Origin of the sequence: Escherichia sp. XD33, assembly GCF_019375075.1 — a bacterium.
GTDB lineage: Bacteria > Pseudomonadota > Gammaproteobacteria > Enterobacterales > Enterobacteriaceae > Enterobacter > Enterobacter flexneri_A.
Map to the genome: position 1 here is coordinate 63,725 of NZ_JAENDM010000002.1, position 12,460 is coordinate 76,184.

11 protein-coding genes and 1 other RNA gene are annotated in these 12,460 nt (G+C 47.8%); 1 reads left to right on the plus strand and 11 read right to left on the minus strand.

Annotated elements, in window-relative coordinates; all coding sequences use genetic code 11:
* Nucleotides 1-35 precede the first annotated feature (35 nt).
* Together K0778_RS01825 and K0778_RS01830 are read right to left on the minus strand one after the other, a co-directional pair.
* Entirely contained in the window at nt 36-974 is a 939-nt protein-coding gene (locus tag K0778_RS01825; protein ID WP_001619509.1) for an electron transfer flavoprotein subunit alpha, read from the minus strand.
* 19 nt (nt 975-993) lie between these two features.
* A complete protein-coding gene (locus K0778_RS01830; RefSeq protein ID WP_001619508.1) occupies nt 994-1,758 on the minus strand; it encodes an electron transfer flavoprotein in 765 nt (254 codons plus the stop codon).
* 315 nt (nt 1,759-2,073) lie between these two features.
* On the opposite strand from K0778_RS01830, the gene K0778_RS01835 reads away from it, so the two are divergent.
* Complete coding sequence (locus tag K0778_RS01835) at nt 2,074-2,985, plus strand: AraC family transcriptional regulator (protein WP_000284783.1); 912 nt, start codon at nt 2,074-2,076, stop codon at nt 2,983-2,985.
* Between the two features lie 42 nt (nt 2,986-3,027).
* Here K0778_RS01835 and K0778_RS01840 read toward each other — a convergent pair whose 3' ends face one another.
* The 9 genes from K0778_RS01840 to ydiK form a co-directional block, all read right to left on the minus strand.
* Entirely contained in the window at nt 3,028-4,179 is a 1,152-nt protein-coding gene (locus K0778_RS01840; protein ID WP_063084893.1) for an acyl-CoA dehydrogenase, read from the minus strand.
* 13 nt (nt 4,180-4,192) lie between these two features.
* The gene (locus K0778_RS01845; protein ID WP_000805640.1) at nt 4,193-5,788 is read right to left on the minus strand and encodes an acyl CoA:acetate/3-ketoacid CoA transferase; all 1,596 of its coding nucleotides are present in this window, start codon (nt 5,786-5,788) and stop codon (nt 4,193-4,195) included.
* A gap of 144 nt (nt 5,789-5,932) precedes the next feature.
* Nucleotides 5,933-6,691, minus strand: a complete 759-nt coding sequence (gene aroD, locus K0778_RS01850) for a type I 3-dehydroquinate dehydratase (protein WP_000860163.1) — start codon at nt 6,689-6,691, stop codon at nt 5,933-5,935.
* A gap of 30 nt (nt 6,692-6,721) precedes the next feature.
* Nucleotides 6,722-7,588 carry a quinate/shikimate dehydrogenase gene (gene ydiB / locus K0778_RS01855; protein ID WP_063084892.1) on the minus strand — a complete coding sequence of 289 codons (867 nt, stop codon included), beginning with the start codon at nt 7,586-7,588 and terminating at the stop codon, nt 6,722-6,724.
* A gap of 11 nt (nt 7,589-7,599) precedes the next feature.
* On the minus strand, nt 7,600-8,865 hold the full coding sequence (locus tag K0778_RS01860) for an MFS transporter (RefSeq protein ID WP_001301286.1): 1,266 nt from the start codon (nt 8,863-8,865) through the stop codon (nt 7,600-7,602).
* Between the two features lie 226 nt (nt 8,866-9,091).
* Nucleotides 9,092-10,306 (minus strand): MFS transporter, encoded by a 1,215-nt coding sequence (locus tag K0778_RS01865; protein ID WP_001619504.1) that lies wholly within the window; start codon nt 10,304-10,306, stop codon nt 9,092-9,094.
* A gap of 99 nt (nt 10,307-10,405) precedes the next feature.
* Complete coding sequence (locus tag K0778_RS01870) at nt 10,406-10,762, minus strand: YdiL family protein (RefSeq protein ID WP_001310864.1); 357 nt, start codon at nt 10,760-10,762, stop codon at nt 10,406-10,408.
* A 135-nt stretch (nt 10,763-10,897) separates the two neighbouring features.
* Nucleotides 10,898-11,005, minus strand: an RNA gene (gene rprA / locus K0778_RS01875) — antisense sRNA RprA.
* A gap of 185 nt (nt 11,006-11,190) precedes the next feature.
* Nucleotides 11,191-12,303 (minus strand): AI-2E family transporter YdiK, encoded by a 1,113-nt coding sequence (gene ydiK / locus K0778_RS01880; RefSeq protein ID WP_063084891.1) that lies wholly within the window; start codon nt 12,301-12,303, stop codon nt 11,191-11,193.
* Nucleotides 12,304-12,460 lie beyond the last annotated feature (157 nt).

Below are 12,460 nucleotides of genomic sequence, written 5' to 3' on the forward strand. Positions count from 1 at the left end.
TGCGTTTACAGCGGGAGATGTGGTTGAAAGGGGAATTAGCGGCTCAACTGGCTAATCAGGGCAGGGACGACTTTGTAGATATCGCCCACCAGACCGTAGTCGGCATAGTTGAAGATTGGCGCATTTTTATCTTTATTGATGGCGACAATCACTTTTGCGCCGTTGCCGCCAACCATATGTTGGATCTGCCCGGAGATCCCCAGCGTCAGGTAGAGATCGGATTTCAGCAACACGCCGGAGACACCGATATAACGTTCACGCTCCATCCAGTTCTCGCCTTCGGCAATTGGACGTGAACAGCCGACTTCAGCATTCAGCACCGCCGCCAGTTCGTGGACCATTTTCAGGTCATCCTGCGCTGCCAGACCACGACCGACGCCAACCACACGTTTTGCTTTGCTCAGGTCCACGCTGCTTGCCGCTTTCGCACGGCGTTCGCGACAGAGAATTTCATGACGCGGAGCAACATAAGGTACCGTTTCTGTCGGGCACTGATGAGAGATATCTCTGGTGGACGGTTCCTGAACACCGGGTGCAAGGGTAATGATCGCCAGCGGGCTGTTGATCTTTTCCTGAGCGAACGCTAACCCGCCATACATCCGGTGTTCGGCGCAAATGTGACCATCGACAATATCCACCGCCGTGGCATCGTTCACCAGCGCCGCATTCAGTTGCACACTTAACCGTGCTGCCAGAGCTTTACCACGTTTCGTCGCGGCCAACAGCAACATAGCGGGGGGGTTATCTTTCAGCAGGGCAGCAATGCTTTCGGCGTAATTTTCAGTACGTTGCAGCGCGTCGTTTTGCTCAAGAACATAAATGCATTTTGGCCCATAAGGCATAACTGCCTGCGCCTGCTCGATATTTTGTACAATGGCATACACCTGTTGGCCCCATTGCTGAGCGCCGCCAAACAGTTCAGCATAACGTTCAGGATTATCGCTAAAGACCCAGACGCTGTTTAATTGACTCATCGTTTCTTCTCCGTAGGCTTCAGTTCAGGGCTTTCTTCAGATATTCCGCCAGCTCGGCAATGGCCTCCGGCGAATCGTTATCGAGAATGATGTGTTTACGTTCTGTTTGCGGCGGTACGCGAATGCCGGTCAGTTCAGCAAGTGGTGCGCTCTGGCTCCAGCCAATATCACTTGCCTGCCACTGATTTACCGGTTTTTTACCCGCGCCGAGAATGGCTTTCATCGAAGGAATACGTGGCACGTTAATATCGGAGGTGACGCAGAGCACGGTTGGAACAGAGAGTTCAATAACTTCAACATCATCTTCAAGCGTGCGTTCAATCACCAGTGTATTGCCCTGACGCTGAATAGCACTCACTGCATTAATCACCGGAAGTTGCAGAATTTCTCCGACCAGCAAGCCAACCTGCTGGGCATAAAGGTCGCCGGAACCTTCACCAAAGATCAGTAAATCGAAGCCGATCTTTTCAACTGCTGCCGCCAGCGCTTTTGCGGTATCGAGAGGCAGTGCATGCTCAAGTTGTGCATCCTGCACCATATACAGGCTGTGCGGCCCGCGGGATAGCACGTCTTTGCGCACTTTCGAGTTCTGCAACAATGAGCCGCCAACGGTCAGCGCGGCTATCTCATCGTCATCTGTTGCAAGCTGGCTTGCAGCTTCAATGGCATTGAGATCGAACTGGCTGATTTTGGCGTCGGCATTGTCGAAATTCAGGGTGTATTCTGGAGTGACAACAATGTCCTGTTCTTCAGGCACCAGCTTAAAGCAGGTTATTATTTTCATGATTTCTCCTGTGAGTCGCATACGGAACCATCTCCGATGGAAGGTAAAAATGGCCTGAAAATAGTGTGCGATAGCGGTGCGGGGTTTTCGACGGAGCAAGCTGTTTTCCTTGCCAACAATCTTGCAAAAAAAATGCGATCGCTAAAACAAAAGTGCAATTTGCGGCAATATAGTTATTCCATGACCGTACAATCTTGCATTCAGTGTAAATAATCTTGTTTAGCTCTCGCTAAACGCGGTTGTATAACCGCAATACACGCCGTATTTTATCCGGCATATATTGTTTTTGCTTGCTCATGGAATAGGGAGGTTGTCATGTATCAACGCTGTTTTGATAATGCCAGTGAAACGCTGTTTGTCGCTGGTAAAACGCCACGGCTTTCACGTTTTGCATTTAGCGATGATCCAAAATGGGAGTCTGGACATCACGTTCATGACAATGAAACCGAGCTGATTTACGTCAAGAAAGGGGTGGCAAGGTTTACCATCGATTCTTCGTTATATGTCGCGCATGCAGATGATATAGTGGTGATAGAACGCGGCAGGCTGCATGCGGTGGCCTCTGACGTTAACGATCCGGCAACGACGTGTACCTGTGCGCTGTACGGCTTTCAGTTTCAGGGGGCTGAGGAAAATCATCTACTGCAACCGCATTCTTGTCCGGTAATTGCCGCGGGGCAGGGAAAAGAAGTCATTAAAACCTTATTTAATGAGCTAAGTGTGATTTTGCCGCAAAGTAAAAATAGCCAAACATCTTCGTTATGGGATGCATTTGCCTATACATTAGCAATTCTTTACTACGAAAACTTTAAAAATGCTTATCGTTCGGAGCAGGGGTATATTAAAAAAGATGTTCTGATAAAAGATATTCTTTTCTATCTGAATAATAATTATCGCGAAAAAATCACTTTAGAACAGTTATCGAAAAAATTTCGTGCCAGCGTCAGTTATATTTGCCATGAATTTACCAAAGAGTATCGTATTTCCCCAATTAACTATGTTATTCAACGGCGTATGACGGAAGCGAAATGGTTACTCACTAATACTGAATTATCACAGGCAGAGATCTCCTGGCGTGTGGGTTATGAAAATGTCGATCACTTTGGCAAACTGTTTTTGCGCCATGTCGGCTGTTCACCCAGCGATTACCGCAGGCAATTTAAAAACTGTTTTGCGGAACAAGAAATCCTATCTGAATTTCCTCAACCGGTAAGTCTTGTTGGATAAATCTGGCGGCGCAGTTTGTTAAGAAGCTGCGCCGCCTGCAGATTATTTGTTCTGATAGTCTTTCAGGATCTGCCGACCTGCTACGTAAATCATAATTTCGTCTGTACCGCCGCCGATACGTTCACAACGGACATCACGCCAGAAGCGGGAGACGCGCGCTTCATCGGTATAGCCCAGACCGCCCATGATTTGAATCGCATCATCAATGACCTCCATTGCGGTACGTGCGCAATGCAGTTTTGCCAGCGCCGCGCTGGTGCGCAGTGACTGATGCTGATCGGCTTGCCATGCCACTTTCAGCACCATGTTGCGCATGTTGTCAATCTTAATCGCCATCAGCGCCAGTTTTTCCTGGATCATCTGGTTATGACCAATGGGCTTACCAAAAGCGATACGTTGGTTGGCATAGCGGGCGGCATCTTCAAAGGCGCATTCGGCAAAGCCGGTGCTGCGCGCGGCGTTGATCAGGCGCTCCATCTCAAAGTTGTACATCACATTGAGGAAACCCATTCCTTCTTCGCCCACCATGTCGCTCTCTTCAACTTCCACGTTGTCGAGATAGACTTCGCAGGTGCTGAGCATATGCCAGCCGATTTTATGCAGCGGGTTAATCTTAATGCCGGGCTTACTGGAGTCGACCCACCACAGGGTGAAGGCTTTTTTGGGATCTTTCGGTTGCGGATCGCGCGCCAACACCAGCATATACGGGTACTCTTTCGCACCGGTAATAAAGGTTTTCTGTCCGTTGATGTAAACCTTGCCGTTTTTACGCGTGTAAGTGGTGGTGGCACTGTTGTTATCTGAGCCAGCACCTGGTTCCGTCAACGCCAGGGCATAGGCGGGGTCGCCGGTTTCCAGGGTGCTTTCTGCCGTTTTACGTAGCTGCTCTGCAGAACCGAAACGGCGCATACTGTGAATACATTGACCGTTGGTAATTAAAAATGCCGGAGCACCGCATTTTGACACTTCCATCAGCGCCAGCATTTGGGTGACGTAATCCGCAGGGATACCACCAAATTCTTCCGGCACGCCAAGCATGGAAATACCGTTATCCGCCAGCGCCCGCATAAACTCACGCGGATATGTCCCGTTTTGATCGCAGGTGCGGAAATACTCTTCCGGAAAGTTAGTCGTAATCAGTTCGCGAATACTGGCCAGCAGCAGTTCTTGTTCTTCAGTTAAAGAAAAATCCATCATTATACTCCTGTTAATGAGCCGCTTCAGGCAGGACAAAACCCATCGCCGCATCGATAAATAATCTTTCGTCCATCAGTTTGAGTTCTGGCGAAATCACTGGGGTGAAATCCATTTTGTCGAGAATATCTTTTTGTAAATCGACGCCAGGGGCGATTTCGATTAAATGCAGGCCGTCTTCTTTCAGCGTGAATACTGCGCGCTCAGTGATATAACGAACATCCAGCCCTCGCTCGAGAGCGATTTTTCCGCTGAAAGTAATTTCCGGTAGTTCCCGAATAAATTTCTTCACCCGTCCTTCCTGGACGATATTTAATTTGCCGTCGGTAATTTCTGTTTTTAAACTGCCCGCAGTTAATGTGCCGCAGAAAATGATTTTCTTCGAAGTGGCACTGATATCAATAAATCCACCGGTGCCCATGATTTTACCATTGAATTTATGCACGCCGACGTTACCGTGCTGGTCGACTTCAGCAAAACTCAAATAACAAACATCCAGACCGCCACCGTGATAAAAATCAAACTGGGACGTCATATCCAGAATGGCACGGGTATTCACGTTCGCGCCAAAGGCGATCCCCTGTGAAGTAATTCCGCCAATCGGACCTGTTTCTACCGTCAGAATAAAGTCATCAGCACAACCTTCTTCTCGGGCGACCAGGCCAATGCCGTCAGCAATACCGACGCCGACATTCCCCACCGCGCCTTTACGCATTTCGAATAATGCGCGCCGCGCAACTAATTTACGTTGGTTTAGGGGCAGGCTAAGTTTGGTACTGTCATCAAGGGTGAAGTCACCAGAAATAAAGCGGTTAACCGGTGCACCGCCATACAGTTGGGTTTGATCCGGATCGACCACCACAATATCCACCAGATAACCCGGAATACGGACAGATTTAGGATGCAGCGTGGCTTTCTTAACCATTTTCTGCACCTGCATCATCACAATACCGCCGTTATTGTGCACCGCCTGGGCAATAACCAATGCGTCGAGATACATCACCTCATCTTCAAAAGTGGCGTAGCCTTCGCTGTCGCAGGTGGTAGCGCGAATGAAGGCGATATCTGGCGCAATCGCTTTGTAATAGAGATATTCTTTGTTATCAAACTCGACCAGTTTAATCAGGTCTTCTTTAGTGACTTCATTCAGTTTGCCGCCTTGCTGGCGTGGATCGACAAATGTCCCGATGCCAATATCACTAATAATACCAGGCTGGTGGGCTGCGGCGGCGCGTAAGGTTTGTGTAAGTACACCTTGTGGATAGTTATAAGCAATAATTTTATTTTGTTCTGCGAGATCAGAAATACGCGGCGATTGTCCCCAGTGACCGCATAATGCCCATTTCAGCAGACCTTCTTGCGCCAGCGGACTAATACCGCGGTCGGCGCGATCGCCAAGCCCTGTTGGACTAATAATCGATAAATTACGTGGCGTTTGAGTCTGTTTATATTTATCAGCAAGAGCAGTAATTAACGTGGTGGCTTCCAGAATACCGCCGCCAGCGCCTAACACACAAAGTGTTGCTTCGTCGGGAATATAATTCACCGCTTCCTGTGCCGACAGGACCGGCACTCGTCCATTAATACGAGGTGGTTTTACAGGTTTCATTGTTAATTCCTGATTCAGGTGTGATTTTCCCTACGCCAGATGGATAATTAGCGCACAGAGACTCACGAAATATTTTTATTAAATACGGTTGAATATATTTTTTTAGTTCGGCGGGGGAGGATATTCCCGCCGAAATATTATTGCTTATGCCTGATGTAAAATAGTTAATACTGTGCGTAAATCAGTTACCGAGATTTGCCCTGGCGCAGAGGCTTTTTTTACCGCACCAAAAGTTGCCGCCGACCCAAATACTTCACCAGCCAGACGAGAAATTACGCCAGTTTTTGCCATCGACATCGTGATGATTGGACGATCGGCATACTGCTCCTGCATCTCCAGGGTCGCGGCAAGCAACGTCAGCACATCGCTGGTACTTTGCGGCATCAGCGCAATCTTAGGAATATCGGCGTCGAAGGATTGCATTTTGCGCAGACGGGCAATGATTTCTTCGGCTTCCGGCGTTTTATGGAAGTCATGGTTGGACATGACAACTTTCACATCATGCGCGTGGGCGTAGGCGACGGTTTCTTTAACCTGATCATCGCCGGTAAATAACTCCAGATCGATCATATCAACCAGGCCGCTGTCGATGGCTGCACGATTGAGAGCAATATAAGCCTCGGTGGAAATCGCCTGCTCGCCGCCTTCTTTGGCACTGCGGAAGGTAAACAGCAGCGGTTTTTCTGGCATGGTTTCACGGAGAATTTTTGCCGCCGCCATGACAGACTCCACATTGGAGAGGTCGGCAAAGTGGTCCACACGCCATTCCAGAATATCAAAGTCCGCTTCACGATAGGCGAGAGCTTCGGATTTCACGCGGGCGATATCTTTCGCCATCAGCGAGACGATGATTTTAGGTGCGCCCGCACCAATGACGAGATCTTTTACAGTTACGGTTTTCATTTTTTACCCTTTCTGCACGCGGTCAGCCTGTCAGGCACCGAACCCCATGACCTGTTTAACATATTCCAGAGGGAAATCTTTGCCAGTCCATAACGTGAACTGTTCAGCCCCTTGCCACAACAACATGCCGTATCCATCAATCGTTTTGCAACCAGCTTGTTGCGCCTGCTGCAATAACTTCGTCATATGCGGGTTATACACGCATTCAGTGACCAGCAGTCCCGGATGTAACAGACTGATATCATTAACCAATGATTCATTCTCAAGGGGTTTCATACCCATTTTTGTGCCATTGGTTAAAATGTCGGCGGAAGCCAGGGCTTCAGCAAAGGCTTGCTGATCGGCGAGATCGGTAACCGTGACGACACAATCGGTGTTTTCGTTAACCCGCTGCGCGAAGGCGAGGGCTTTATCGAAGAACTCATCCCGACGGTTAAAGAGTTTAATTTCTTTTAAACCTTCAATTGCCCCCTGCGCGCCAATCGCCGTTGAGGCACCTCCGGCCCCTAACAGCACCATTGTTTTGCCTTTGATATCAAAACCGCTCTCTTTAATGGCTCGAATATGGCCCGTGCCGTCGGTGTTATAGCCGCGCAGGTAGCCATCATCATTAACGATGGTGTTGATGGCACCCACCAGTTTGGCTGCTGGCGTTAATTCATCAACATATTCACACGCCAGTTGTTTGTTCGGCATTGATACACCAGTTCCGCGCATTTTTAGAGCTTTTAATCCTTCAATTGCTCCGGGAAAGCTATCGTTATCCACTTCGAAGGCCATATAGGTAAATGGCAATCCCGCTTTTTCTAAGGCTTTATTCTGCATTTCAGGCGATAAACTGTGGCGGATAGGATAAGCCATCAACCCAATCAATTCGTATTTTGCGGTAACATCCATAATTAACTCCTTTAACCTCTATGCTTAATTGTGTTTAACCGGGTGCTAAATTTGCGCTCGCCAAACCGCACATCATTCTCAGGAATAATAAAAACGCGGTAATAGCGGATAAAAACAATAATTGCGGTAATCAGGGCCAGCAGCGCGAAAGTAAAATCGAGAACAATGATATATTGCAGGCCGATGTTCGACAGATAACCGGTAATCAGCGGAATAACAAAGTTAGCCAGTCCACCCATCATCATATAAATACTGGTGACTTTGGCTTTGCTTTTTGGGAAAAACTCTGACATGACCGAAACACCGAGCTGTAAAATGCCGCCAGCTGCTGAGAAACCGATAACAAAGGCGCCGGCATTACACACCAGTGGAGAAGGGTACAGGTAGATAATGGCTGCTGTTATTGTTGCCAGTGCAGAGTTAAATACATTAGCCCAGATGGGCCGGACCATTTTTTTCAGTAGTGCGGCAAAAATAAAGACACAGACCAACGAGCCCATACTGTAATAAGAGATGGTTTTTAATGCCTCAGCTTCTGACATACCAGCAAAAGCCATCGCATATTTGGGCATCCACACCACAATCACATAAAAGGTCGAGAATGCGGCTACACCGAACAGTACCGATGAAACACCTTCCAGCCAGACTAACGGTTTGCTGTTCATTTGCGGTAATTCATTAGTTACGCTGGCGTCCACCAACTGGCTGGGGAATTTGCTTTTCAACAGCATCAGCGTGATCAGTACAAATAGAATACCCGGAATAATCAGCCCATAGCCGTACCAGATATTATTGAGCAACATATAGCTCACCAGCATTGGGTAGAACATTTGCCCAAATGACACCATCGCTTTAACCAGTATGACCGCCGAACCAGAGGCTTTCGGAAAGCATTCCATGAGCGCGGGGTAGCCACCCGTATCCAGCGCTGAGTTAGCGATACCTACGCACACTGCCAGACCGTAGGCGAGAGTTAAATTCGGGCAAGCGGGAATACCAAAGAAGAATAGCAGATACATTATTACTGCCATTAATATCACCGCCCGACGACCAAACTTATCGGAGATCACACCGAAGAATAAAATACTGATCAATCGCCCCAAACCGATACCGGAAATTAAGTAGGCAATGCCCGCGTTGTCAGTGGAAAACTTTTCCGCCAGAGATGACATATTTTGGGCAAGCGTAATAACACTAATGCCGTGCAGGAAGTAGCTGAAGTAAATACAAAGAACAGCCAGGATAAATGGCGTGCTGAAAGCCTTATTTTGAGACATTTTCACAGCTCCTTGCTGAAAGATAATTTCGTTACCGTACGTATTGTTCTCCGACGGTTTACATAATTACTATACTGAAGATGATTTTCCCTGGGTACATGGCATAAAGTTTATGTTTCCAGGAATATTGCATGTCATAGTTTGTTTTTGATCGCGATTTTCCTTAGTTAGCGCAGAAAGAGTTATTTATCCGTAAGATCTTGCATGACCTGAAAAGAATATTGCATTACCCACCCGGAGCGACATTTTCCTTTAGCGAGTGATGCCGCGTTTTTTTGCGGCTGCGTAAGCCGATAAACAGTGCCAGTAAAAAACCGATGGCAGCGATGGCGGTATCGAACCACATAATATCGGCAATACTTCTTTGGGACAGATGAGCCGTAATCAACGGAATAGTAAAGGTCGCAATACTGCCCGCACTGTAATAGATCCCTGTAGCTTTACCTTTAGCGTAAGGGAAACGTTCAGCCATTAACGTCAGGCCAATTTGCACAACACCTCCAGCAGAGGTAAAACCAATGACAAAAGCAAATATTATCACCACATAAAATGTGGGATGCAGGCAGACGGTAAACAGAGCAATAAATGAGATAAAGGTGTACAGCATCAGTAATGTTGTTGGGCGAACGGTATTACGAATGAGTGGAGCGGTAATAAATACACAAAGCAGCGAACCCACGGTGTAGATACTGAGTAGTTTGATCGACATAGTGTATGACATGCCTGCAACAAATTGTCCGTACTGTGCCAGCCACTGGCTAACCAGATAAAACGTTGCCATTGAGATATAGCCATATAAGGTATAACTGGCTAAATCGATAATTGAACAGCGATGTTCCGTAGAGCTGGTGGTTTTCTTTATGACAGGTAAGCGACGACCCGGATGGGGTGGGAACGTACCACGGTATAAAAACAGAGCGTTAATAAACATAATGCCTGCAGCAATCATAAAGGACCAACCGAACCACAGTTCAGCCCACACTAACAGGCTAATGATTAGCGGTAATAAAAATTGTCCGCTGGAAACAAATGCTTTAATTAAAATATTGGCTGTCCCAGGTGAGCGTGGAAAAGCTTCCATCAAACTGGGATAAGTGCCTGCATCGAGAAAACTGTTTGCCATTCCCGCCAGAAAGCCAAAAACATAAGCGATAATGATGTTATTGGTCTGCAGGATGCCAAAAAAGAAGGCCATATAGCAGCACATCCCGAGCATGATAAAAGGGCGGCGACCAAAGCGATCGGATAATAATCCTGCAAAAAGCAAGACACTTAATCGACCAATGCCCAGCGATGAGATAACTATCGAGACACCCGCGGCATTAGTCTGCCAAAGTGTCTCCAGCGAGGCCATATTCAGGCTCATCAAAATGACGCCCATACCATGCACCAGGTAATTAAAATACAACCCAAGTGCGGTAGGGAAATAGGGATTTTTCATAGGTTCTACTTAGCAAAGGTGCTTTAAAAAGTGAAGCGATGTTGTGTCAGCATCCGTTCATTATTGTTGTAACAACGACAATTCCTTTCTGTGGAAAAATTAACAAAGCCGCTCCAGATCGTGTGCATATAATTCAGCAGCTACCGATTGATAGATCTTCCAGTCAATAAAATTGCCATCAGGGTAGACTCGTTGAAATGCGGTTAAGTCGGGGAAAAAACGCATGGTGTTGTTGCCGATGCGGTTATTTATTTTCTCTATGATGGCATGAAGATGTTTTTTTCTTTGCTGACGCATAGCCAACAGTTGCTCGACTACACGATCAGGAATGGCACACTTGCCATTTTCCCACTGACGCCAGCTTTCACTGTCACCGGTCTGGGCAATCCAGGTCGCGCATTCATCAATAGTCATGGCAAAAATATGGCGGAGTGCCTGGAGTTCATAAGCGTTCATCGTGTAATGGCTGCATGAAATAAACAATAAAATATAAATAACATTATCAGCCTGCTGACGGCTTGAAGAGAGTCACAGTATCTTGTGCAACATTATTGGAAAGAGTGAGGGGCGAGGTAGCGAAGCGGAAAAATGTTAAAAAAAAGCCCATCGTGGGAGATGGGCAAAGACTACACACAGCAATTCGTTGTTTCACTCAGGGGATTTCCATGCTTATAAATCAATATGTTGATTTATAACCGTGAGCTAATAGTAGGCATACGGACTTTTTGCGTCGATCAGATTCGTCTCATTAGTTTAAAAACTGTAAAGAATTTGCGACAGGTACTACCAGCTGAATGGCGGTAAGCAGGAAAATATGGGGAAGAGCAAGCAAATATCAATTAGCGGTGGTTAACAATCAGGCGGCAGAGCCGCCTGATGAGAAATTACTTATTCGGTTTCTCGATTTCGCCAAGTTCTTCGAGAATTTCTTCCGGTTGGTCCGTCGGCGGCGGGACTTCTTCCACCCACGCGGCAAACAGACGCCAGGAAACGGCTAACAGAACCGGACCAATAAACAGACCGATCATCCCGAAAGCAATCAAACCACCAATAACGCCAGAGAGAATCAGGATCAGCGGTAAATCGGCACCCATGCGAATTAACATTGGGCGGATGACGTTATCCAGCGTGCCAACCACACCGCTCCACACTAACAATACCGTTCCCCAGGTGGTATCGCCAGTCCAGTAGAGCCAGATAATCGCCGGAATCAGTACCGGCAACGGGCCAAGCTGGACAAGGCAGGAGAGGATCATTAACACCGTTAGCAACGTTGCATAAGGTACGCCGGATACGGCGAGGCCGATACCGCCAAGCACTGCCTGTACTAACGCCGTCACCACCACACCCAGCGCCACCGCGCGGATAGCCTGTGCCGCCAGCAGCACGGCGGCATCTCCGCGAACGCCTGCCAGACGGGTTGCAAAATGGCGAATGCCTTGTGCCACCTGTTCACCGCGCCAGTACATCAGGGCACTGAAGAGAAGCATCAGCGCACAATGCACCATAAAGCGCCCGATATGCGCCGCCTGCCCAACGAACCAGGTGGTGGTGGTGCCAATATAAGGGCGGACTTTCGCCATGATCGCCGTCCCCCCCATATCCAGCAAGTTGTGCCAGCCTGCATACAGCTTCGCGCCAATCACCGGAATGGTATTAAGCCACGCCAGATCGGGTAACGTCATGTCACCGCTGGAAATGGCTTTAATTAGCGGGCCGCTGCCGTCGACGATACTGTTAACCAGCAAAGCAATAGGGATGATAAACACCATCACTAATAACAGCGTCATCACCAGAACGGCGAGAGAGCGGCGGCCAAACATGATCTTTTGCAAACGTAACAATACCGGCCAGGTGGCGATAACCACCGTACCGGCCCATGCAAAGCCGAGAATAAAGGGTTGAACAATCCACAGACATGCCACAATCATGATGGCTAAAAACAGCACCGAAAGCAGAATTTGTGCGACATCCCTGGGCTGACGAACATTTACCATAACTACTTTTCACCTTTTTTGTGCGTCAAATCGTCGACGCGACGTGAATACGCGAAACTCACCTGCATAATGATGAGCAATTTCAGCGATTTTTAACAGGCCGATTCTGCCCTTAATTCTGATGGGCGTGTTAGAAAAAAATGTGGTACAACAACTC